The following is a 21,194-nucleotide window of genomic DNA, read 5'->3' on the forward strand; positions in this document are numbered from 1 at the left end:
TTAGTTCACCCGGTTCCAGCCCGCACTCTCGGCGATGAACCGGTCCGGGCAAATCGCGTTCATCAGTGCCTCCGCCATTTGGCTGCGCGCGCTGTTGTGGATGCAGATGAATAGGATCTTCTCTTTCATGGCATCGCAGGTTGCGCCAGTGCGTCCCGCCGGCCTGCGGCGTAGGCTTCGAAGACGCGGCGGATCTCATCGCGGACGCGGCGGAAGACGGCCATTTGTTCGTCTTCCGTGCCGGTGGCGTGGGCGGGATCGTCGAAGCCCCAGTGATGGCGGTTGAGCTGGCCGGGAAACATCGGGCAGGCTTGGTCGGCATTGCCGCAGACGGTGATGACGGTCTCGACCTGCATGGAGAGGAATTCGTCCATGTGCTTCGAGCGGTGGCCGGAGATGTCGATGCCGATTTCAGCGAGGGCCTTGATGGCAAGCGGGTGCACGTAGCCGGCGGGCTTCGAGCCGGCGCTGCGGACATCGAGGATGCCGGAGGAGGCGGCGCGGAGGAGGCCCTCCGCCATGTGGCTGCGGCAGGAATTCCCGGTGCAGAGGATGAGGACGATGGGGAGCCGAGTCATGGTGGAGAAGATCCTCCGCAGCCGCCGGGGCCGCGGACGAGGAAGCAAATGGGGATTGCCAGAAGGGCACCGCCGAAGGTGGCGATGAGGTAGAGCCAGAGGTGTTCGAGGTGACCGCTCACCAAGGCGGGTGCGAGCGAGCGGGCGGGATTCATGGAGGCCCCGCAGATCGGGCCGGCGAATAGCGCTTCGAGGCCGACCATGGCACCGATGGCAATGCCAGCGGTGACGCCCTTCTCCTTCGCGCCGCTGGAGACGCTGAGGACCACCAGCATCAGCATCGCTGTCAGGACGATTTCGAGGATGAAGCTCTGCTGCGGCGATCCCGCAGGCAAGGTCGCGCCCAAGGTGGCGGAGGCGGGAAAAAGGAACTTGAGCAGGAGGCTGGCGGCGATGGCTCCGGTGAATTGTGCGGCGAAGTAGGCGGGCACTCCGCGCCATGCGAAGCGGCGCGCGACGGCGAAGGCGAGAGTGACGGCCGGATTCATGTGCGCGCCGCTGACATCGCCGAAGGTGTGGATCATCGCGATGACGATCAGCCCGAAGACGGCGGCGACGCCGGCATGGCCGATGACTCCCCCAGCCTGCTGATTGATCACGATGGCCCCGGTGCCCGCGAAGACGAGGGCGAAGGTGGCGAGGAACTCTGCCAGGGCCTTTCTCATGGTCAGCAGCATCCGGCAGGTCCGCAGCAGGGAGCGGCACCGATGGCGGGCAAGCGGCCGATCGGCGGCAGGCCGCAGAGTTCGGGCGCGAGGCATTCCGTGTGTTTGTGAGCTAGCTCGAGGATGACGGCCTCGTCGGAGACCTCGTAGCCGGAGATGGTGTATTGGGAGATCACGCGGTCCTCGTATTCCACTTCCACGGGCATGGATTCGTCGGACAGGTAGGCTTTGGCTTTGTCGAGGATGGCGGCCATCTTGCGGGTCTCGATGCGGTGGTCGAAGTCCGGGCCGACCCAGACTTGGAGCTGGCAGGTGATCGCTTCGCGCAGCGTGCCACCGCAATCGAGGAAGGTCTTGTGGATGCGACCGACTTCGGTGACGTGGAAGGAAAGCGGCACCGCCGCACCATCCGGCAGGCGGATGCGGAAGTGGAGGCCGGAGTGTTCGCCGAGGAGCGATTTGAGTTCCTGGAGTGTCATAAAGCTTCGATCGGGGTCCGCCGGGATTTCGCGAGGCGCTTCGGCCCCGGACAGCAACTACCCTCGCGCTGGGCGAGGCGCTGGATGGTCTTCTTGTCATCGGTGGCCCATACGCGATCCGGGACGGCTTCGGTTTCCAAGAGGCGCAGGAGCTTGAGATGCCGCGCTTCGATCCGGAAGTAGGTCCATTTCTCGCACTTCTCGGATTCCAGGAGCCCGGCTTTCCGGATGATCTGGACGTGACTGGAAACGGAGGACTGCGGCATGCCCAGGATGTCCGCGAGCTCGCAGACACAGAGCGCATCGCAAGCCACCAGACGCACGATGCGCCAGCGGGTGGAATCGCCCAAGGCGCGGCAGATTTCGACGGGATTACTCGTCACGAGTTCTGTCGTATCGATAAATTTCGTTACGACAAGAGGAAAAATCCAGGAACACCAATCCGGGGTCCCTATCAGCCAAGGCAACCCGATTCGATTCGAGGACGAACCCTCCCAACGGATTGCGGGTGCCGGCATCTCCCGGATCTCCGCGTGCAGCTCCTGGAGGGCGTGGATGGTTGCGGCGGGATTCCCATAGGGATTCATGGCGCGGAGAGCGGAAGTGCGGCGGTCCTCAGCCGAGGTGGGAAGGGTATCAGGACCTGCACCGTTTCCACGCTGACTTGGCCGCCCGAAGCCACAGGAGAACAGAGCCTTCTCCCGATCGCGCGGTCATCTACTTCTGCTCTTGGACCCCGCTCCCCTTCCCCATCCCGCCGCCCAGGATGACCAAGATGGCCTCCGGCTCCGGACCGCTGGAAACGACCAACAGGCAGCTACCGGGTGGCATGCTGAGCATCGACTCGAGGGAACTTCCGGGCTTCGTGTCCGTCCCTTTCTCCAAGCATTTGACCTTCACCCGGGAAACTTCGTCCGGTGCAGGGGTGATGGTTGCCTCCGCGATCAGACCTCGGCTCTGCAAGGTGAGTCCGCCATCCGCAGCGCCCATTTTCGTCGGCAGGTCGCGCTGCTGCCGCAGCCCGCTTTCGATCAGGGGACGGGCGGCGGATTTAGTGATCACGCCGAGGAGACTGGGAGCTTCCCGCGTGGCGTCGGCGTCCGGCATGATCTTGGCGTAGTCCTCCATCTTCACCACCCCGGCCGGAAGACTGACCATGCGCGCTTCACCCTCCCGCAGTTGCAACAAGGAATTCACCTTTGCCGCAATCGCCTCGTCCACAGTGCCGCGATGCGATCGCTCGCGAGCAGACGCTTGTCCTGCTACTTCATCCGTATCTCCGGTCGTCGCGGAACCATCCTGTCCTGAAAGACCCGCTGGCGTGTTCCCAGCCTCGCCAAGCGTGCGCCATACCAAGAGACCACCGCCCAGAAAGAGGAGCAGGACGATGACGATCCAAAGTTGGTGCTTTCGGAAACGGCGCACGAGAGGTTCATGCCATGCGAGCGGCCGCCATCTGTCAAGACGACGCCGGATCACCGGGCAGGTGGGCTGCCGAATCCTCGGATCAAATCCTATCCTGCGACAGCATCACGCCAGGTTTAGGCGCATCGGGCGAACTCACCACACCCAGTCCTTCCACTCGGCATGGTTGCTGAGGAGTTCCTGGGCTCCGCCGTCGTCCTTGCCGTCCGGGCCCTTGGAGTAGAGGGTGAATTTCCCATCCTTTGCCGCGTAGCAGAAGAGACCGCCATTGAAGGGATCCGTGACAAGCTCCGGCGGCAGGGCCTCCAACCCCGCCGGGTAGCTGCCGTGCTCAAGGAAGTAGCGCTCGATCTCGCAGGCCGCGATCATCAGCCGCCAATCCACGATCGCCACGGCGCCGCCCTTCAGTAGGAAGGGACCTGCGGAAGAACCCACGATGATCCGGCCCCGCCGGTTCTCCTTGCTCCTTTCCTCAATCAGCCGGCTGCCCTCGACGAACCAAGCGGAAACCGGGCCCGGAGCGGTCGCCAATTCACGACACCTCCGCGTATCATCGAGCAGCGCTGCAGCATTCATGTCGAACCAACCGGCTGGCAGGCCGCCCGGAGCCTTCGACCAGAACCAGAAGAGGAAAGGCGTCTCGTCATCGACATTCATCGCTCCCGGGCCCACCTCCCTGCCGAAGCGCGCGCGGTCCTCTTTCCAGCCTTCCCAAACGTGGATCATCAGGGCTTCGGACTCGATCCCCCGATAGATCCGGGACCGCAGGTCGAGGCGCTGGAACTCGCGTGACAGGAGTTCCAGATCCTCCTTCTTCCACAGGTGCCGGCCGATGCCGGACTTCAGCGCCCTGCCCACCGTGCGCATGCCGTTGTGTCCCACCAAGACGCAGATCACCGTCCCCTTCGAGGCGATCAGGTCAGCCAGCCTCAGTCCGAGCACGATGCTCTCGGCAGCCTTGGCGGAATCCCCGGTCGCAAGCGCGGCCTCGGCCCGCAGAAACAGGCCATCCTGAAGCTTCCGGGAACTCAAGCCGAAGCCTTCCTCAAGACCGAACCACTCCGAGCCGCCGGCAAAGCGGGGCGGCACAAGCGGGCGGCGCACATAGGGGAGATCGAAACCCGCCTGGAAATTCTTCCATGCCTCGCCGTGACGCCGGTCATATTCCGCCAGGAAAGTCGCCGGACTGCGTCCATAGGGGTTTCCCTCCGCCATCCGCCTGAAGTCGAGAGTCCTCGGCTTGCCGCGGTTCCAATACGACCAAGCGGGGCCCATCACCGGGTCTCCCATGGATTCGTAGATGCCCCGCGGGCTCCACGGCGAGTAGGGCTCGTTGGCGGGCTTCTCAAAAGCGTCCTCCCACTCCTTCGCGATACCGGTGCGGGCGAAGTTCTGCTCCGGCGGCGGCATGTGGGAGGTGAAATCATCCACGGTCAGCGGCATGCCGACGGCCCGGGCGGCGGCGACGGCCTGCTGTTTCGCAACGGCGCCGCGCCAGTTCACCAGCAGGTATGCCAGCACCAGCAGCGAAACGCCGCAAACTACTACCCTCGCCGTAATACGGAACCACTTTTTCTGAATCAGGTTTCTCATCGCAGGATCTCCGGTTGGAATGCGAGAGCATTATCCATGAACGCCGGCTCCGCGGGTGGCGGCAGCAGCGGCGGCCCCAGGTCCTCCCCTTCGGGGGTGGCCAGGAAGACGCCGAAGCCGCAGGCCCAGCATGCGGCGAGGCCTAACAGCATCACCTTCGGGAACAGCGGCGGGACCGGTTTGGGCAGCAGCAGCGATTTCCATTCCGCGGGCGGCTGGCGCAGGGCCATGCCGCGAAGCTGGTTTTCGAATTCGCTGTCCTGGCCGGGATCGGGGTTCATGGGATCAAAGCTCTTCATACACGGGACGCAGGAGGGCCCGGAGTTTGTCTATGCCGTAGCGGTAGCGGCTGGCGGCGGTATTGAGCGGGATGCCGCAGATGTGAGAGATCTCGTCGAAAGTGCGCTCTTCCCAGAGTTTCAGGACCACCACCTCGCGCTGCTCGAGGGGTAGCTGCACCAGCGCGGCGTCCAGGCGCTGGCGGAAGGCCTCGCGGTCCGGATCGGGGGAGGATTCGAAGATGGTCTCCGCGGGGTGCGCGGTGGCGTGGTCACGGCGGACCTTGTTGCGGCGCATGCGGTCGATCGCCCCGTGGTGAACCATCCGCAGGAGGTAGGCGCGCTCCGATTGCGCTTCCATCGCCTCGCCGCGGCCATTGGCCAGCTTCAGGAAGATGTCCTGCAGGAGATCGCGCACGGTGGCTTCCTCGCGTAGCAGGGCCAGCCCGTAGCGGAACATCGCCGCCACGTGTTCGTCGTGGATGCGTTCGAGATCTCCGGCTGTAAGTCCGCGCTTCGCGCCTCCCATCATGGAGCTGACGCACGGGGCGGGAAGTTTTGTCTGATCCTGGAAAAATTCGATTCTCCGTCAGGTTTGACTACGGAGGACCCAGCCCGGTGATTGCCTTATCGCCCGAGCTCTTTGAGACGTTTTCCGAGTTCCGCCCAATGGCGCTCGGCCGGCAGCGGTGACTCCAGTGCTTCCATCAGTGGAGTTGGAAGAGCTTCACCCGGCGTCGTTGCTAGAAAGGCGAGCTCCACGAGTTTCGCTTGATCGAAGCCATCGGCGCGCACTGCATCGTGGATCGTCCCGCCTTTTATCAAGTCCGCCCACATCGCTTCGGGGACCACGCCGGTGTCGCGGGTTTCGATCATCAGGGCCTTCAGCCGCTCGCGCATGGCGGCCAGACGTCCGGCTTGCTCCGGTTGGCTGGCGATGTCCGTGACCTCCCATGGATCCGACTGCGTGTCGAAGAGCGACTCCACCGGTTGGCCAGGTTCCCAGAGATTCTTGAAGCCGCCCTCCAGCTTCCCGTTCTGCCAAGCCTCCTGCCAGGCCTTCCATGACGGCTGTCCCAGCGCATAGCTGCTGTAGGGCGCGCCCGGCAGATGAGGGGTGAAGCAGCGGATATACTTGAAACGCCCGTCGGTGATGCCGCGGCGCATGCCCGGAGTGTCGTCGAAACGATCTGCGAAGAGAAACACTTCGGGCTTCGCCGTGGCGCGATGTTTTCCAAGGAAGGGACGGCCCTGCATTTGGCCCGGCGTTTCGATCCCGCAAAGGGAAAGCAGCGTGGGTGCGAGATCGACGAAGCTCACCAACTCCGCCACTTCGCTGCCCGGCTTGACGGGAGAAAGGTGCTGCCACTTCTCCGGGAAGCGGACGATCAGCGGGACGCGGGTGCCGGTGTCCTGCAGATAGCGCTTGCCGCGTGCCATCGCGCCGCCGTGGTCGGAGTAGTAGAAGACGATAGTATCGTCTGCGAGACCGAGCGCCTGCAACTCGTCGAGCAACTTGCCGACCTGCCGGTCCATCGCGCTGATGCAGTCGTGGTAGATTGCGGTATCGCTCCGGAATTCGGGGAGGTCCGGCTGATAGGGCGGCAAGGTGAGGTCGGCGGAGCTCAGGCGCGGTGTGGCCGGGATCACATCGTTCCTGCGGTTCTTCCCGACCTGGGCGGGGAAGAGATTGCTCTCGTGCGTGACGGTCAGGTTGAAGACCGCCATGAAGGGCTTGCCATCCGGCCGGTCCTTGTAATGGGCCTTGCCCGAGCTGGCATCCCAGAGCGCGGCGTCGTCGCCCTTGAAGTTGTAATCGGTCTTGGAGTTGTTCGTGCAATGGTAGCCCTGCTCGCGGAGATAGGCCACGTAGGGCTTGAAGCTCGCCGGGATCCTGGGCCGGCTGCGCATGTGCTGCGTTCCCTGGCTCACGGCGTAGGTACCGTTGAGGATGGTGGAGCGCGCCACGGCGCAGACCGGTGCATTCGAATAGGCGCGGGTGAACTTCACGCCGGCCCCCGCCAACTCATCCAGCCGCGGCGTCGAGGCGTCCTTGTTCCCATAGCAGCCCAGCCAATGGGAGGCGTTGTCTTCGCTGGTGATCCACAGGATGTTCGGGCGCTTGTCCTCCGCGAGACACGGGAGGGCGGCGGCGAGAAGGACGAGCAGGATTTTCATGAGCGGGTCACTTCGGGCCGAGAGCGACGCGCACGGACCGGATCGTCCCGGCAAATGGCTCCGCCGTCTTATAAGGACCAACCGGCGGACCGCTGTCATCCCCGACGCTGAGTCCGTCGGCTGGGTTCTTTCCAAGCAGACCGGGGCGCGTGGCGGTGGCTTCCTTACCACCAGCGGAGAGGGTCACCTTGCCATCGCGGGCAAGCTTGGCTTCCGCCTGCACCGGCCCTTCGAAGGGACCCGGTAGCTCCACGCGGGTAACATCGCCGGAGGAGCGGAGGAAAAAGACGAGCTTCCCTTCGTGGATGGAGAGGGACAGGCCGTGCAGCGTGCCGCCCTGGGCAATGATCACGCCGTCGCCTTTCGGTGCGTCGAAGTCGGCAGTGAGGGTGATCGCGCGGTTCCGCAGGTCGGGCGCTTCGTTCTTTTCCAAGCGGTCGCCGGTCTTCAGCTCGAAGTTCCGCTTCGCGCTGCCCTGTGGATTGCCAGCTCCTGAATCGCGCCAGGCACCGAGGGGGAGAACCTTGGCGCGGGCGGCCCAGGTGTCCCATTTCGCGGCGAGTTCCTTCACGATCTCCGGCTTCCCAGCGGCGAGGTCGTGCTGCTCGCTGCGGTCGGCGGCGAGGTCATAGAGGCGCCATGGCTGGTCCTCCAGGGCCACGAGTTTCAGGTCGCCCTCGCGGACGGCGCGGTTGCCTTCGTGCTCCCAGAAGATCGGCGCGGTGCGGGCGAGCTTCTCGCCCTTGAAAGCGGGCAACAGGCTCACGCCTTCCTTCGGCGTGATGGCCTTGCCCTTGAACTCCGCCGGATACTCCGCGCCTGCGACATCGACGGCGGTGGCGAGGATATCGATGAGATGGCCCGGTTGCTTTTCAAGCGCGCCGCGGCGCTGGTCCTTGATCACCGCGGGCCAGTGGACGATGAGCGGGGTCGAGATGCCGCCTTCGTCGGTGTAGTGCTTGTAGCGGACGAAAGGCGTGTTGTTCAACGTGGCCCAGGTCTTGCCGATGAAGACGTCGGATTGCGCGTCGCCGAGGTGGTCACCGTTCGAGCGGCCGCGGACGCCTTGCTCGGCGTTGCCACCGTTGTCGCTGAGGAAAAGGATCAGCGTGTTGTCGAGCTGGCCGCGCTGGCGGAGACCTTTGACCAGGATGCCGACGCCCTTGTCCATGCGTTCGATCACCGCGGCATAGATCGCCATCAGGTGATCGTAGCGGTCCTGGTCCTCGGCGGACAAGCTGTCCCATGCGGGCACGTCCTCCGGGCGCGCGGAGAGCGGCCATTTCGAGTCGATCAAACCGCTCTCGATCTGGCGGCGGTAGCGCTCCTCGCGCAGCTTGTCCCAGCCGACCTTGAACTTGCCACGCCAGCGCGCGATATCCTCGGCGGGCGCTTGCAGCGGGAAATGCGGGGCGTTGAAGGCATTGTAGAGGAAGAAGGGCTTCTTCTCCGCGATCGCCTCATCGATGAACTTCAGGCCGAAGCTTGGCCACAGGTCGCTGGCATACCAATCCTTCGGCAACGGGTCGCCGTCCTTCCCCACATCCTTGCCGTTGTAGAAGACCTTTGTTCCGCGGGAGTCCGGGAAATAGAAGCCGCCCGCCGCCGCCGTCAGCGTGCGCTGGAAGCCACGTTCCTCCGGCTTCACGCCATGATTCTGGCCGACATGCCACTTGCCGGTCATGGCGGTGAAGTAGCCCGCCTTTCCGAGCACTTCGGGAATCGTCACGCTGGTGTCATTGAGCCGGCCGGAATAGCCGGGGCGGACCTTTCCATTTTCATCGCGGCGCTCCTCGGTCATGTGGCCGACGCCGGCCTGGTGGGCGTAGAGACCGGTCAGCAGCGAGGCGCGGGTCGGGCAGCAGCGGGCTCCGTTGTAGAACTGCGTGAAGCGCAGGCCGTTCTTCGCCAACGCATCGAGGTTCGGCGTCTTCAGCTCGCTGCCGTAGCAGGCGAGGTCGGACCAGCCCATGTCGTCCACGAGCATGACGACGATGTTCGGCTTCGCGGTCTGCGCGTGGAGTGATCCGAGCGTGGCGGTTAAGAGAAGAAGAGGCGCAACGAATTTCATGAAAGATGGTGTTAGAAAGGGTTCGATTCAACGGGCGGGGCCGGAGAGCGGCGGGTTCTCGAAGTAAGCGCCGCCGTTCTTCAAGCGCGGGTCACCGGTCCGCTCCAGCTCGGCCAGAAGCTTCGCCTCAAGCTGCGAACGAATCTCCGCGTAAGCCGGATCACTTGCCAGGTTGGTCGTTTCATAGGGATCCTTCGCCAGATCGTAAAGTTCCTCACGCGGGCGCTTCGCGAAGGCGATGTCGAAGTAGCGCCTGCCGAACTCCGTGTCCCGATTCGCGAACAGCCAAGCCTTCGTCGGCCCCGCATCGAAGTCCGCCGCTACCGCGCGCGTATCCTGGCCGACCCGCTCGGGCGTCAACCCGTGATCCTTCTTGTCCAGGATGAAGAAGTCCCCCAGCGGAGTCCTCTCGGGCTTGAAATTGATGATGTAAAGGTGCTGCCCGGAGTGGATCGCCCGCTGCGGATAGGGCAGGAAATTTTCGCGCGCTTCATCCACATGGCGTTCGCGGCCGGTCACGGTCCAGGTGCGCTCCGGATCGACTTGGCCGGACTTCTCCGACTTCAAGATGCCCCATAGGCTGCGCCCCGTGACCACGGTGGGGATCTCGACGCCCGCGGCCTCCAGGAAGGTGGGCGCGATATCCGTTAGATTCACGAAGTCATCCACCACCCGGCCGCCCTTCACTCCGGGACCCGCGATCGCGAGGCTCACCCCGGTGCCGAAGGTGTAGAGATTGCACTTCCCGTTCGGGAATCCGGGCGCGCCATGATCCCCGCTCACCACAATCAGGGTGTTGTCATACTCGCCCGTCTTCTTCATCTCCTCGATCAACACTCCGATCGCGGCATCGAGCGCGGCGACTTCGCCCAAATAGTCCGCCAGGTCTTCGCGGATCTCCGGCACATCCGGCAGGAAAGGCGGGATCTTCCCCTTCAAGGCATCGGGATCGATATTCCACAGCGCCTTGCCGCTACCCTTCTGCCACTGCCGGTGCGTATTGGTCGGGCCAAACCAATAGTGAAAGGGTTTCGCGGGATCGCGTGCGGCCAGGAAGCTGCGGAAGTTCCCGCTTACCTCGTCATAGAGCACCTTCTTCGCTTCCTCCACCGGCCGGCCCTTCTCGACGATCTTGGTCACTTGCTGCGAGAAGCGGCCGAAGCGCGCGCCCGCGCTCTCGTAAGCATGGCGCTGTCCATCGAAGGGCGCATCGGCCGGCTGTCCCGGGCTCCAGACCTTGTAGGTCTTCCCGATGCTATACCCGGAATCTCGCAACAGCAGCGGATACGAGGGAATGGCAGTATCCCACCTTGCCCCCGACAGGATCGCGCCGCGACCGGTCCGCCAGAAGGTACTGCCCGGATAGTAGCGAACTGCGGCAGGGCGTGCAGGACGGGGCATTCACATGCGCGTTCCGGAACAGCACACCCTTCGCCGCCAACCCGTCGAATACCGGTGTCCGCGCGAATTCGTTCAAGGCGGACAAGGGTGATCCCGGCTTGCCGTTCCGGTGATAGACGCCGGCGTAGCGACCCCAATCATCGGCAAAGACGAAGAGGATATTCGGCCTCCCGGCAGCGGACAATGCGCTGCAAGAGCCGAGGAAAGCGGCGAAAAGAAGGAGTAGTCTCATGATGAATCAATCCGTGTCTTCAGCAGCGCCTCCGCTGCCCTTCTGGCGGTTCTGCCTCCGGCCATTGCCTTGGCCGGCATCCCGCCAGCCGTCGCCCTTGGTCAGACCGGGCGCGTTCTTCACCGGCAGCAGCGCGGCCAGTTCATTCTTCAAAGCGGCATGCGTTGGATCCGCGGCCACATTGGTCCACTCATAGGGATCGCTGCGGTGGTCGTAGAGTTCCTCCGAGCCATCGGAGTAGCGCGTGTAGCGCCAGTCTTCGGTGCGGATCGAGTGATTGCCCTGCAGCCAGGTGCTCAGCGCGTGACCCTTCCACTCCGCTGCTGGATCCGCGAGCAGCGGGCGAATGCTATCACCCTCGACGTGGGATGGCTTCGGGATGCCGGCGAGTTCGGCGAGCGTCGGATAGAGGCTGCTGAAGTCCACCGGACGCGTGCTGATGGTGCCGGCCTTGGTCACGCCGGGGACGACCCGGATGTAGGGGGCCCGGGTCGACTCTTCCCAGAGCGCGAACTTCCGCCAGTGCTCCTTCTCCCCGAAATGCCAGCCGTGGTCGCCTAACAGGATCACGATGGTATTGTCGCGGTGCCCGGAGGCATCCAGCGCATCGAGCAGCCTCCCGATCTCGGCATCGGCATAGGAAACGGCCGCGAGGTAGGCTTGGATCGCCTCCTTCCAGCGGCCGGAATCCACGATCTGCTTGTGGTCACCCTTCGGCCTCGCGAAGCCCACACCGGCTGCCGGCACGTCGTCGAGATCGTTTTCCTTGATCGGAGGAAGCTGGATCGACTCGAGCGGATGAAGGTCGAAGTACTTCTTCGGCACGAACCATGGCATGTGCGGCTTGTGCAGGCCGACGGTGAGCAGGAAAGGCTTGTCGTGCTTCTTCTGAAGCTGGCCGATCCCGTAGTCCACGATGCGGTGATCGCTAAGCTCAGAGTCCTCCGCATCGACCGCGCCGAAGCGGATACCGCCGACGCCCTTGCTACCGGCCGGCACCGGATCGCGCGGGCCTTCGCTCTGGAGGTAGTCATCCCACTCCGATTTCCGGTCGTAGGCACCGTGGTAGAGCTTGCCGCTGCCGAGCGTGAGATAGCCCGCCGCGCGAAAGACGGAGATCAGCGTCTTTTCCGGAGGGATCACATTCCGCCAATCGTCGCCATTTCCATAGACCCCGGAGGTGTAGGGCCGCACGCCGGACAGCAAGCTCGAGCGGGATCCGTTGCAGACGGGCACGGTGGCATGGGCATTGGCGAAACTGGTGCCGCGCGCGGAAAGGCGGTCGATGTTCGGCGTCTTGGTCTGCTTGTTGCGGCCGGTGTAGCCGATCCAGTGATTGAGATCGTCGGAGGTGATGAGCAGGATGTTCGGCTTCCGCTCCGGCTCGGCATGGAGGAATGAAGCGGAGACTAACAGCAGGGAAATGAAGCGTTTCATGATCGTGCGTTTCAGGACTCGCCCCAGATGGCCGGAGACTTGAAGCCCTTGGGTTGGGGCTTCGCCTTCGGTGCCACGGCTTCCTTCGCGAGGGCGTCGAGGCGCTCGCGGAGTTCCTTCACTTTCTCCACATGAGTGGCGGAGAGGTCGTTCTTCTCGGATGAGTCTTCCGCGATGTTGAAAAGTTCCGTCTTCGCCTGGTCGCCGCGACCGCTCACCACGAGCTTCCAGTCGCCCGCGCGGATCGCACCGCCGTCCGGCGCGAGGTTGTGGATGATCTCGCGGTTGGGTATCGTCCCGGATTCCGTGAGCACGGCAGAGATGTCTCGCCCGTCCACCGGGAGCTTCTGCGAGGCCTCGGCACCGGAGAGTTTCACCAGCGTGGGATACCAGTCGGCAATGTGGATCGGCTGCCGCACGGTGCCGCCGGCTTTGATGTGTCCCGGCCAATTGGCGAAGGCGACGGCCCTTACGCCCCCTTCGTAGACGCTGCCTTTCCCATCGCGCAGCTTGCCGTTGTCGGAGAGCCTGCCGGGGTTCGGGCCGCCGTTATCGCTTGAGAAAACAATCAGCGTGTTGTCGCCGAGTCCGGCCTCGTTCGCGGCCTTCACGATCTCGCCGACGGCGTCGTCCAGCGCGCTGATCATCGCGGCGTAGATCTTCCGGTTCCCCTGGAGCTGCGGGTAGAGCGAGAGGTAGCGCTCGGGCACCTGGAAGGGGCTGTGGACGCCGTTGAAGGGCACGTAGAGGAAGAGCGGCTTCGCCTTGTCGCGCTCGCGGATCAGGCGGGCGGCTTCCCGGCCGATCAGCTCGGTCGAGTAGCCTTCGTCGCGGTTCACGGTGTCGTTCTTGTGCCAGTCGAAGCCGCCGTCGCGCTCATGGGTGAAGTAGTCGAGCGCGCCATTGTAGTGGCCATACTGGTGGTCGAAGCCGCGCTTGGTCGGTAGATACTCCGGCTTGAAATGACCGAGGTGCCACTTGCCGGTGATAGCCGTTTCGTAGCCCGCTTCCTTCAGTGCGGTGGCGATGGTCCGCTCTTCCAGTGGCAGGCCATACTGCGCCCAGGGACGCACGACGCCGGTCTGCAGGCCGTGGCGGAAGGGATAGCGGCCGGTGAGGAATGCCGCACGGGTCGGCGAGCACACGGGCTGGACGTAGTACTGCTCCAACTTCGCGCCGCCGTTCGCCAGCTTGTCGAGATGCGGCGTCTTGATCTCCGGATTCCGCCAGCCGACATCCTCGTAGCCGAGGTCATCGGCGAGGAGGTAGATCACGTTCGGTTTGTTAGGCGGGCCTTCCCCGGCCGCATAGGCGGGCAGGGCGAGGAGGATGAAAAGGAAATGCCGGCGTTTCATGGGTGAGCGGGTGCTGATCTGGAGACGAAGCTTACTTGTTGCGCCGGTTCTTTCTCTTGCCGTCATCGGGAACGCTGTCCTGGGGCTCGTTCTTGATGGGTAGTGGAGCCTTGATGTCCGCTCGCCAGGCATCGAGCTTCGCGAGGAGTTCCTTGGCCTTCTCCGGCTGGGCCGCGGCAAGGTTGCTCTTTTCCCCGAGATCCTCGTCCAGGTTATAGAGCTGGAGCGACTGGTCCTCGAGGCTCTGGATCAGCTTCCACGAACCGCTGCGAACAACGCTGACGGGCTTGGTCCGCCAGGTGTTGTTACCGGCACCGAGGTAGCCGGGAAAGTGCCAGAAGAGGGCATCGCGCCCGACCTTCGTGTTCGCCGGATCCTTGAGATGGGAAACGTAGCTCACCCCGTCGAGCACCTGGTTCTCCGGCTTCTTCGCGCCGGCCAATTCCAAGGTCGAGGGATAGAGGTCGATCGAGGCGATCGGTTGGGCGGAGACACTCCCCGGCGGGATCTTACCTTTCCAGCGGAAGACGTAGGGCACGCGGATGCCTCCTTCGTGCAAGCTCCCCTTTCCGGCCTTCAGCGGGGAATTGTCCGTGGTGTCCTTGGCCTGGATCCCTTCACGCTGGTAGCCGCCGACACCACCGTTGTCGCTGCTGAAAATGACCAAGGTGTTTTCGGCGATACCGAGTTCATCGAGCTTCGCGGTGATGCGTCCCACGCTTTCATCGACGCTCGCGAGCATTGCCGCATAAACGGGATCGTCATGCCCACCGGCGGCAGCCTTGGCCCTGAACTTCGCGATCAGCTCCGGCTTCGCCTGATAGGGAGCGTGAACGCCGAAATGCGGCACGTAGAGGAAGAAGGGACCATCCTTGTGGCGCCCGATGAAATCGACCGCCTTGCCGGTGATGAAGTCGGCGAGGTAGGTGCCTTCAGGGTAGGCGGTCTTCGGATCGGTATCGAAGTCGAAGTGCTTGCCGTTGGACACGATCGCCTCGTCGAAGCCGCGCTTTGAAGGGTGGGCCTCCGGTCCGTTTCCCAGATGCCACTTGCCGAAAAGACCGGTCGCGTAGCCCGCGCCTTTGAGCGCTTGGGCAATGGTGATTTTCTCCGCAGGCAAGGTGGTGACGTTGTCCACGGGCCGCAGCGCCTGGCTACGCCAATCAAAGCGGTCGATACCGCCGACGGTGTAGATGCCGGTGCGTGGTCCGTATTGGCCGCTCAAGAGTGCGGCGCGGGTCGGCTGGCAATTCGGAGCGTTCGTGTAGCCGTTGGTGAATTTCAGACCTTCGAGCGCGAGCCGGTCGATGTTCGGCGTTTCATAGTACTTGCTGCCATAGCAGGACACATCGGTGTAGCCGAGGTCGTCGGCGAGGATGAAGATGATATTCGGGCGGTCGGCGGCGCGCGCCGCGGCTACAAGGGCGAGAGCTGGCAAGAGCAGGCGAACAAAGGTCATGGAGCCGTGGATTTCAGATGAAGCCGGAAACCCGGCGAGGGATGGATTGTTGAAGAAACCCGCAATGCGGAAGAAGGTCTCGGCGTCATTGCCATTAAATCCTCTTTCCGAATGGACGATCTGTTAGGCTATCGCGATGAGCGGCGGGGAGAGCCTCATGGATTTCTCAAGGATCTTGGATCGGAGTATCGGGTTCAGCTTCTTCCTTCTTTTCCGTCGCCGGGTCCTTACCGGGAGCCACCACGTGCACCTGATCGATCCAGCCGTCCTCGGTCGTCACGTTAAGCCGGAAGGTAATGCCGTCACCCACCTTGAGGCCAGCGAGTTCCCTTACATCGCGGGCCTTGAGCGTCACCGACATGGCATCCAGGAAGCCCGGGATCTCTTCATGGTAGATCACGGCCGCCGGGACATCAGGCAAGAGTTCTTCCACCACGCCGCGGACCTCGTAGCTCCGCACCTCGCCCGGGGTGAGCGGAGGTTTCTCGCCCGCAGCCGCGAGATTGAGGATGAGGGGAAGCGTGAAGACGATCTTGATGGCCGACATGGCGAAGGGGCGGGTTAAGGCAGATGGCCTCCGGAACTCCGGTCAACCTGGGGACACTGGCGGGAATCAAGTTCCCACCCGGTTTATGGACCACCTCCGGGACGAGGTTGGCGGCCCTTTTGTTCTCGCCCGGCGTGGTCGCATCGGGCGGCTGAACGCCTGAAGCTAGAAAGCATGCCCAACAACGCAAGCAATAATCCACCGCATGGTATGAATTGCCGATGGGAATTCAAGTGATCTTTTCGTGGAATCGGATTTTTTGCATTTCCAAGCGGGCTTACGAAGACCTGACCCTCCCCATATCCCAAGATCCCAAGATCCCAATTGAATTGGCCGCTGAAACGATCCGCAAGGATCGCCGGAAAAAGATCTTGCAATCCATACTGATCATATGAGTTGCCCGACGCAGCCGCCGACCTTTTCAAGAGGCGACGGATTACTGTCCCCCTACCTGAAGGCGGCCGGGGAAGTGCCGCGCGGTCGATCACACCTGCACCCGGTGTCATGAATTACGAGCCATTCAAAATCACCCGCGCCACCTACCGGCTACACGCCGTGGCGCGTTGTTGTTGCTTTTGACGGGCCTCTTGCCGGACGAGGGCGATCGACGCCGACTTCCGGCGGGGCGGATTGAAGAGCGTCCGCGAAATCGCTGCTGCTTGCCGCACGGCACCCGATGCGATCTCCGCTGCTCGGCGGTTCTGCCATACCACTTTCACATCAATTTTTTCGGCCAATGTTATATCTCATCAACCATGGGGAATTGCTATCTCCAGCCTTGGAGCTCGAACCCGCCCTCCCGGAACGCTGGTCCCGCGGGCAGATCGTTTATTTTTCCATGGAATGCGCTCCTCTTCCTGACTCCGTGGAAGAGGCGATTCTCGTCGATCGCACCGGTATGGTTTGGCATGTTGAGATCGTTGCCACGGGACCACCCCGGGATGCACGATCCGCGGCACGGTCGGGAGCGATCGTACGTGTTCTACGAACCTTGGAGGCTAACACCCGGGTCGAAGCGCTCGTGAATGATCATCTCAATCGTGTCGCGAGATTTCCCGGCGAATGGGCGTCCGCTCGGGAGCAGGCAGGAGCTGCATGACCCTCCTTCGAATTCCCATGATCAAGCGCTTCATTTCCGGCTGTATCACCACTGCCATGAACGGTCCTTTACGCCGGCCCCGCACCTTGCTGTCCGCATGCTTCGTCCTCGCATGCGGCACGCTCCCGGGTGCCGACCGCCCGAATATCGTCTACATCCTCGCCGATGATCTCGGCTATGGCGATGTCGCGTCCTACAATGCCGGATCGAAGATCCCGACGCCGGAACTCGATAAGCTGGCGAAGCAAGGCCGGCGCTTCACCGACGCGCATTCGCCCAGCTCCGTTTGCACCCCCACGCGCTATGCCCTGCTCACCGGCCGCTATGCGTGGCGCTCGCCGCAGAAGACCGGCGTTCTCTCGCCATGGGGCCGGCCGCTCATCGACAAGGACCGCCTCACCATCGCCACATTCCTCAAGCAGAACGGCTATCGCACGGCGGCCATCGGGAAATGGCATCTCGGCTGGACCTGGCCAACCCACGATGGCCAAGCACCCGCCAGCGGCCAGGATAGGCTGAGCAATGTCGACTTCACCAAGCCGGTGGCCGATGGCCCGGTGACGCGCGGCTTCGACTACTACTTCGGCGTGGATGTCCCGAACTACCCGCCCTACGTCTACATCGAGAACGACCGCGTGCAGGGCATTCCCTCCGTTACTAACCGGCCTGAATACAATCGGCCGGGCCCGATGCTGCCCGGCTGGGATTGGGGCGATGTGCTTCCGGAAATCACCCGCCGCGCGGAGCATTACATCGAGGACTCCGCCAAGCGACCCGACCCCTTCTTCCTCTACCTCCCCCTGACATCTCCCCACTACCCCGTGGTCCCCACCGCAGAGTTCAAGGGCAAGAGCGGCGCGGGTGATTACGGGGATTTCGTCATGCAAACGGATTGGACGGTGGGACGCATCCTTGATGCCCTGGACCGCAGCGGCGCTGCGGCGAATACCCTCGTGATCTTCACCAGCGACAATGGCCCGGAGGTCAGCGGCGAAGTCCGTCCCGGCGTCTATGATCGCATCCGCCAGTATGGCCACTCCAGCGCCGGGCCGCTCCGTGGAGCAAAGCGGGATCTCTGGGAAGGCGGCCACCGGGTCCCGTTCCTGACGCGCTGGCCGGGAAAGATTCCAGCTGGCACCGTCAGCACCGAGACGATCTCGCACGTCGATCTCTTCGCCACCGTCGCAGCCCTGTTAGAGAAAACCCTGCCGCCGGCCGCAGCACCGGATAGCTTCAATATCCTGCCCGCTCTCCGCGATGAACCCACGACCGGACCGCTCCGTCCCGCGACCGTGCATCACGGCATCAATGGCAGCCTCGCCATCCGCCGCGGCGATTGGGTGCTGATCGACGCGCCCTCCGGCGATCTGAACCGCGAGCCGGAATGGCGGAAGGAAGAATGGAAGATCTCCAGCCATCAGCAGCCCGCCGAACTCTTCAATCTCAAGGAAGACCCGCAGCAACGCAGCAATCGCTACGCCGATCAACCCGCCCTGGCCGCCGAGTTGAAAGCGCTGCTCGACCAATACCGCGACAGAGGCCGCAGCACCCCGGGCCCGGATCTTCAGAACGATCCCGCTTCCCCGTCCGCCCTTAGCAATACCTCCCGCGAGGGACCATGGAAATCCGGGGATCTGCTCGCAGGGAACGATGCACCGAAGATCGCTCGCAGGCCTCTTACCATCTCGGCCACGATCAAGCCGACGGCCGCGGATGGTGTGGTCCTCGCCCAAGGCGGCGCCCGTCACGGCCTCGCGATCTACCTCAAGCAAGGGCGCCTCATCTTCGCCACGCGGGTTGATGCCACATTGAAAACCGTCTCCGCCCCCGCTCCGCCGCTTGGCATCGAGTCGCGGGTGGAAGGCGTCCTTTCATCCAATGGAAAGATCTCACTACTCGTCGATGGCAAGGAAGCCGCCGCACCCGTTTTCTCCGGGTTCATCTCCGACGAGCCCGGTGATCCCCTAAGCGTCGGCCGCGATACCAACTCCCCCGTCGGCGAATACGAAAGCCCCTTCCCCTTCCAGGGCAGCGTCGAAAACGCCACGCTTCGCAGCACCGCTCCCTGAGCCTAATCACCATCAAGCGAAACCTGCATCTATTGGCCGGGAGCGCTCGTATCATCCGGTCATGAATCCACGCCTGCTGTTTCCCGGGTTGCTTTGCACATCCGCCCTCGCCATCGAGCCGCTGCTCCCGGCGAAGGATCTGATCCTGGACCTGGACGCGGCGCGGGGCGTGACGTCCGAGGACGGGGACCAGGTGGCGAAGTGGACGAACCAAGCACCGGGAGCGGTCGCGAAGGACTTCGTGAAGCGGGACGAGGGGCGCAAGGAACCGGGATCGGGAAGGCCGGTGCTGCGCAAGGAGGCCAAGGAAGCCGGGGGAAGCCCGCGCTCGTGTTCCGCCAGCAGGAATTGGTTTGTCTTGATGAAGATGCTTTCGACGGGCTCACGACCGGCAAGGGGCACACCTGGGTCGCGGTGATTTCCGTTTACGAGCAGCGGGTCGGCTTGAAGGACGTGAATTCATTCTTCGGGAACCTGCGGAACGGGGAGAAATATGAAGGGATCTGGGGCTGCCTGAACGACGACAACAGCGCTTGGTACGGAGCCCGCAACGGCATCACCTTCGGGCGCTTCGACGCGAACAATCCCCAGGCGATCGGGCCGAAGCTGGAGAGCGGCAGATTTCACATGCTCGCCGGGCGGATGGAGGCGGGAACGAAAACGGTGAAGCTGGAATTCTTCGTGGACGGGAAGGTCCCGGTGGCGAAGGTGGACTTCCCCGTGAACCCCGCAGCCAATCCGTCACGAATGGCGGTGGGACAAGAGCGTGACGCGATCCAGCACCCGGGGGTGGAGTCCTTCGATGGGGAGATCGCACGGCTGCTGATCTGGGAGCGACCGCTAGGGGACGATGAGTTCGCGAAGCTGCTGGGGGACCTGAGCGCGGCGTACCAGTTGAAGTAAGCTTCAATCACTGCTTGCTCGGAAAACCGGGTTGGCCGCGACCGGCGGCGGCATGGGCCTCCGGGGTGTCGAGCGGAATGCCGGGGTCGGCTTGCCCGGCAAGGCTGCGGTCGAGCGCCGCGGCGAGGCGTGCCTTGGTTCCGGCATGGGCGGCGTCCGCGGCGAGGTTGGTCATTTCGAAGCGGTCGTCCGCGGTGTGGTAGAGTTCCTCCGCGGGGCGGTGCAGGTAGCGTTCGACCAGGCGCAGGGTCTTGGGATTCTCCGCCGAGTGGAACATCCACGTGAGCCAGTAGGCGTTGTGCTCGGTGCGGCCCATCATATGCCTTTCGATGAAGGTGCGCTCCGGGCTCAGATTGCGGATGTAGCGCCAGTCACCATCGGTGATCGAGCGGATCGGATAGGGCGGTCCTTCGGGGAAGTTGTTGTGCATGCCGTAGGCGAACTCGCGATGCTTCTCGCTGCCGCCCTTCAGCACCGGCACGAAGCTGCTGCCGTCGAATTGCTCCGGCTCCACCTTGCCGCCGGCGATGTCGATGAAGGTCGGCAGCACGTCGGCATACTGGACCAATGCGGGGGTACGGCGACCGGCCGGCACCACGCCGGGCCAGCGCGCCACCAGCGAGGTGTGCAGCCCGCTGTCGTAGTTCGTCCACTTGTTCCCGGGAAATTGGGCGCCTTGCTCGCTGCTGAAAACAACCAGCGTGTTGGAGTCGAGCTTGGACTCGTCGAGCAAGCGCAGCAATTCACCGACCTGCGAATCCATGTAGGTGATCTCGGCGAGGTAGCTTGCGAAGTCCAGGCGCGTGCGCGGCGTGTCTGCCAGGTAGGGCGGCAGCTTCAGCTTGCCCGGCGGGTAGGCGGAGGCATCCCCCATGACCCAGGGCACGTGCGGCTCGGTGAGCGCCACCACCATGCAGAAGGGCTGCTTGGCATCGCGCGTCATGAAGTCCTTCACCCCGGTCAGGTCGTGGGCGTTGGTGGGACTGCGCACGCAGTTCTCGTCATAGCCCGGCACCTTCTCGAAAGGATAGACCTCGGCAGGCTGGATATGCGTCTTGCCCGTGAGGCCGACCCGATAGCCCAGCGCGCCAAGATAGTGCGGCATGCTCTTGGTGCCCGTGCGGCTGGTGCCGTGATTCCACGCACAACCATTCCGGAGCGGCAGGCGGCCGGTGTAAAATTCGGAACGGGAAGGCGAGCACATCGCCATGCCCACATAGGCGCGCTGGAAGACCGTGCCCTGCTTGGCGAAGGCATCGAGATGCGGGGTGTGGGCATTTTCACCGCCGTTGAAGGGCAGATCGCTGTAAGTGCAGTCGTCGGCAAGGATGACGAGGATGTTCGGCTTCTCCGCCGCGAGCAGCGGAGCGGATAATAGAGCGCAGAGCAGGAGCAAGGATTTCATGGGACAGTTTCGCGGAGCAG

General features: G+C 63.5%; 21 protein-coding genes. 3 read left to right on the forward strand and 18 right to left on the reverse strand.

Going from position 1 to position 21,194, the window contains the following annotated elements:
- The 17 genes from ABWK72_RS06470 to ABWK72_RS06550 all read right to left on the reverse strand — a co-directional run bounded on the left by ABWK72_RS06470 (position 1) and on the right by ABWK72_RS06550 (position 15,698).
- Positions 1 to 129: a hypothetical protein gene (locus tag ABWK72_RS06470; RefSeq protein ID WP_367873969.1), complete on the reverse strand. Its 129-nt coding sequence runs from the start codon at positions 127 to 129 to the stop codon at positions 1 to 3.
- Positions 126 to 578 (reverse strand): arsenate reductase ArsC, encoded by a 453-nt coding sequence (locus tag ABWK72_RS06475; protein WP_367873970.1) that lies wholly within the window; start codon positions 576 to 578, stop codon positions 126 to 128. The genes ABWK72_RS06470 and ABWK72_RS06475 overlap by 4 nt, the downstream gene beginning before the upstream one ends.
- Entirely contained in the window at positions 575 to 1,243 is a 669-nt protein-coding gene (locus ABWK72_RS06480) for an aquaporin (protein ID WP_367873971.1), read from the reverse strand. The genes ABWK72_RS06475 and ABWK72_RS06480 overlap by 4 nt, the downstream gene beginning before the upstream one ends.
- A gap of 2 nt (positions 1,244 to 1,245) precedes the next feature.
- Positions 1,246 to 1,722: a DUF6428 family protein gene (locus ABWK72_RS06485; protein ID WP_367873972.1), complete on the reverse strand. Its 477-nt coding sequence runs from the start codon at positions 1,720 to 1,722 to the stop codon at positions 1,246 to 1,248.
- Positions 1,719 to 2,105, reverse strand: a complete 387-nt coding sequence (locus ABWK72_RS06490; RefSeq protein ID WP_367873973.1) for an ArsR/SmtB family transcription factor — start codon at positions 2,103 to 2,105, stop codon at positions 1,719 to 1,721. The genes ABWK72_RS06485 and ABWK72_RS06490 overlap by 4 nt, the downstream gene beginning before the upstream one ends.
- Positions 2,106 to 2,439: 334 nt before the next feature.
- The gene (locus ABWK72_RS06495) at positions 2,440 to 3,147 is read right to left on the reverse strand and encodes a hypothetical protein (RefSeq protein ID WP_367873974.1); all 708 of its coding nucleotides are present in this window, start codon (positions 3,145 to 3,147) and stop codon (positions 2,440 to 2,442) included.
- 135 nt (positions 3,148 to 3,282) lie between these two features.
- Positions 3,283 to 4,740, reverse strand: coding sequence for a hypothetical protein (locus ABWK72_RS06500; RefSeq protein ID WP_367873975.1), 1,458 nt, complete (start codon positions 4,738 to 4,740; stop codon positions 3,283 to 3,285).
- Positions 4,737 to 5,021 (reverse strand): hypothetical protein, encoded by a 285-nt coding sequence (locus ABWK72_RS06505; RefSeq protein ID WP_367873976.1) that lies wholly within the window; start codon positions 5,019 to 5,021, stop codon positions 4,737 to 4,739. The genes ABWK72_RS06500 and ABWK72_RS06505 overlap by 4 nt, the downstream gene beginning before the upstream one ends.
- A 4-nt stretch (positions 5,022 to 5,025) precedes the next feature.
- On the reverse strand, positions 5,026 to 5,550 hold the full coding sequence (locus tag ABWK72_RS06510) for an RNA polymerase sigma factor (protein ID WP_367873977.1): 525 nt from the start codon (positions 5,548 to 5,550) through the stop codon (positions 5,026 to 5,028).
- 95 nt (positions 5,551 to 5,645) lie between these two features.
- Positions 5,646 to 7,196 carry a sulfatase gene (locus ABWK72_RS06515; protein WP_367873978.1) on the reverse strand — a complete coding sequence of 517 codons (1,551 nt, stop codon included), beginning with the start codon at positions 7,194 to 7,196 and terminating at the stop codon, positions 5,646 to 5,648.
- A gap of 7 nt (positions 7,197 to 7,203) precedes the next feature.
- Positions 7,204 to 9,267 carry an arylsulfatase gene (locus tag ABWK72_RS06520; RefSeq protein ID WP_367873979.1) on the reverse strand — a complete coding sequence of 688 codons (2,064 nt, stop codon included), beginning with the start codon at positions 9,265 to 9,267 and terminating at the stop codon, positions 7,204 to 7,206.
- A gap of 27 nt (positions 9,268 to 9,294) precedes the next feature.
- Positions 9,295 to 10,542 carry a sulfatase/phosphatase domain-containing protein gene (locus ABWK72_RS06525; RefSeq protein WP_367873980.1) on the reverse strand — a complete coding sequence of 416 codons (1,248 nt, stop codon included), beginning with the start codon at positions 10,540 to 10,542 and terminating at the stop codon, positions 9,295 to 9,297.
- Positions 10,523 to 10,900 carry a sulfatase-like hydrolase/transferase gene (locus ABWK72_RS06530; protein ID WP_367873981.1) on the reverse strand — a complete coding sequence of 126 codons (378 nt, stop codon included), beginning with the start codon at positions 10,898 to 10,900 and terminating at the stop codon, positions 10,523 to 10,525. Before ABWK72_RS06530 ends, ABWK72_RS06525 begins: the two co-directional genes overlap by 20 nt.
- A gap of 6 nt (positions 10,901 to 10,906) precedes the next feature.
- Positions 10,907 to 12,337 (reverse strand): sulfatase, encoded by a 1,431-nt coding sequence (locus ABWK72_RS06535; protein WP_367873982.1) that lies wholly within the window; start codon positions 12,335 to 12,337, stop codon positions 10,907 to 10,909.
- 11 nt (positions 12,338 to 12,348) lie between these two features.
- Positions 12,349 to 13,692, reverse strand: a complete 1,344-nt coding sequence (locus tag ABWK72_RS06540) for an arylsulfatase (protein WP_367873983.1) — start codon at positions 13,690 to 13,692, stop codon at positions 12,349 to 12,351.
- Positions 13,693 to 13,723: 31 nt separating this feature from the next.
- A complete protein-coding gene (locus tag ABWK72_RS06545; RefSeq protein WP_367873984.1) occupies positions 13,724 to 15,151 on the reverse strand; it encodes a sulfatase in 1,428 nt (475 codons plus the stop codon).
- A gap of 166 nt (positions 15,152 to 15,317) precedes the next feature.
- Positions 15,318 to 15,698, reverse strand: coding sequence for a hypothetical protein (locus tag ABWK72_RS06550; RefSeq protein WP_367873985.1), 381 nt, complete (start codon positions 15,696 to 15,698; stop codon positions 15,318 to 15,320).
- A 1,155-nt stretch (positions 15,699 to 16,853) separates the two neighbouring features.
- Between ABWK72_RS06550 and ABWK72_RS06555 the strand changes: the two genes are divergently transcribed.
- The 3 genes from ABWK72_RS06555 to ABWK72_RS06565 all read left to right on the forward strand — a co-directional run bounded on the left by ABWK72_RS06555 (position 16,854) and on the right by ABWK72_RS06565 (position 19,769).
- Positions 16,854 to 18,866, forward strand: coding sequence for a sulfatase-like hydrolase/transferase (locus ABWK72_RS06555; protein ID WP_367873986.1), 2,013 nt, complete (start codon positions 16,854 to 16,856; stop codon positions 18,864 to 18,866).
- A gap of 61 nt (positions 18,867 to 18,927) precedes the next feature.
- Positions 18,928 to 19,284, forward strand: coding sequence for a hypothetical protein (locus tag ABWK72_RS06560; RefSeq protein WP_367873987.1), 357 nt, complete (start codon positions 18,928 to 18,930; stop codon positions 19,282 to 19,284).
- The gene (locus ABWK72_RS06565) at positions 19,197 to 19,769 is read left to right on the forward strand and encodes a hypothetical protein (protein ID WP_367873988.1); all 573 of its coding nucleotides are present in this window, start codon (positions 19,197 to 19,199) and stop codon (positions 19,767 to 19,769) included. Before ABWK72_RS06560 ends, ABWK72_RS06565 begins: the two co-directional genes overlap by 88 nt.
- A 7-nt stretch (positions 19,770 to 19,776) precedes the next feature.
- Here ABWK72_RS06565 and ABWK72_RS06570 read toward each other — a convergent pair whose 3' ends face one another.
- Entirely contained in the window at positions 19,777 to 21,174 is a 1,398-nt protein-coding gene (locus ABWK72_RS06570) for a sulfatase (protein ID WP_367873989.1), read from the reverse strand.
- Positions 21,175 to 21,194: the final 20 nt, after the last annotated feature.

The sequence above is a fragment of the Luteolibacter sp. Populi genome (assembly GCF_040801775.1).
In the GTDB taxonomy this organism is placed as follows: domain Bacteria; phylum Verrucomicrobiota; class Verrucomicrobiia; order Verrucomicrobiales; family Akkermansiaceae; genus Haloferula.

Bases quoted from the DNA above. Each gene is read 5' to 3' on its own strand.
- ABWK72_RS06535 (WP_367873982.1), bottom strand. From the start codon at position 12,337: ATGAAACGCTTCATTTCCCTGCTGTTAGTCTCCGCTTCATTCCTCCAT.
- ABWK72_RS06540 (WP_367873983.1), bottom strand. From the start codon at position 13,692: ATGAAACGCCGGCATTTCCTTTTCATCCTCCTCGCCCTGCCCGCCTAT.
- ABWK72_RS06480 (WP_367873971.1), bottom strand. From the start codon at position 1,243: ATGAGAAAGGCCCTGGCAGAGTTCCTCGCCACCTTCGCCCTCGTCTTC.
- ABWK72_RS06550 (WP_367873985.1), bottom strand. From the start codon at position 15,698: ATGTCGGCCATCAAGATCGTCTTCACGCTTCCCCTCATCCTCAATCTC.
- ABWK72_RS06520 (WP_367873979.1), bottom strand. From the start codon at position 9,267: ATGAAATTCGTTGCGCCTCTTCTTCTCTTAACCGCCACGCTCGGATCA.
- ABWK72_RS06560 (WP_367873987.1), top strand. From the start codon at position 18,928: ATGAATCCACGCCTGCTGTTTCCCGGGTTGCTTTGCACATCCGCCCTC.
- ABWK72_RS06555 (WP_367873986.1), top strand. From the start codon at position 16,854: ATGAACGGTCCTTTACGCCGGCCCCGCACCTTGCTGTCCGCATGCTTC.
- ABWK72_RS06510 (WP_367873977.1), bottom strand. From the start codon at position 5,550: ATGATGGGAGGCGCGAAGCGCGGACTTACAGCCGGAGATCTCGAACGC.
- ABWK72_RS06470 (WP_367873969.1), bottom strand. From the start codon at position 129: ATGAAAGAGAAGATCCTATTCATCTGCATCCACAACAGCGCGCGCAGC.
- ABWK72_RS06515 (WP_367873978.1), bottom strand. From the start codon at position 7,196: ATGAAAATCCTGCTCGTCCTTCTCGCCGCCGCCCTCCCGTGTCTCGCG.
- ABWK72_RS06500 (WP_367873975.1), bottom strand. From the start codon at position 4,740: ATGAGAAACCTGATTCAGAAAAAGTGGTTCCGTATTACGGCGAGGGTA.
- ABWK72_RS06505 (WP_367873976.1), bottom strand. From the start codon at position 5,021: ATGAACCCCGATCCCGGCCAGGACAGCGAATTCGAAAACCAGCTTCGC.
- ABWK72_RS06530 (WP_367873981.1), bottom strand. From the start codon at position 10,900: ATGAGACTACTCCTTCTTTTCGCCGCTTTCCTCGGCTCTTGCAGCGCA.
- ABWK72_RS06570 (WP_367873989.1), bottom strand. From the start codon at position 21,174: ATGAAATCCTTGCTCCTGCTCTGCGCTCTATTATCCGCTCCGCTGCTC.
- ABWK72_RS06545 (WP_367873984.1), bottom strand. From the start codon at position 15,151: ATGACCTTTGTTCGCCTGCTCTTGCCAGCTCTCGCCCTTGTAGCCGCG.
- ABWK72_RS06485 (WP_367873972.1), bottom strand. From the start codon at position 1,722: ATGACACTCCAGGAACTCAAATCGCTCCTCGGCGAACACTCCGGCCTC.
- ABWK72_RS06475 (WP_367873970.1), bottom strand. From the start codon at position 578: ATGACTCGGCTCCCCATCGTCCTCATCCTCTGCACCGGGAATTCCTGC.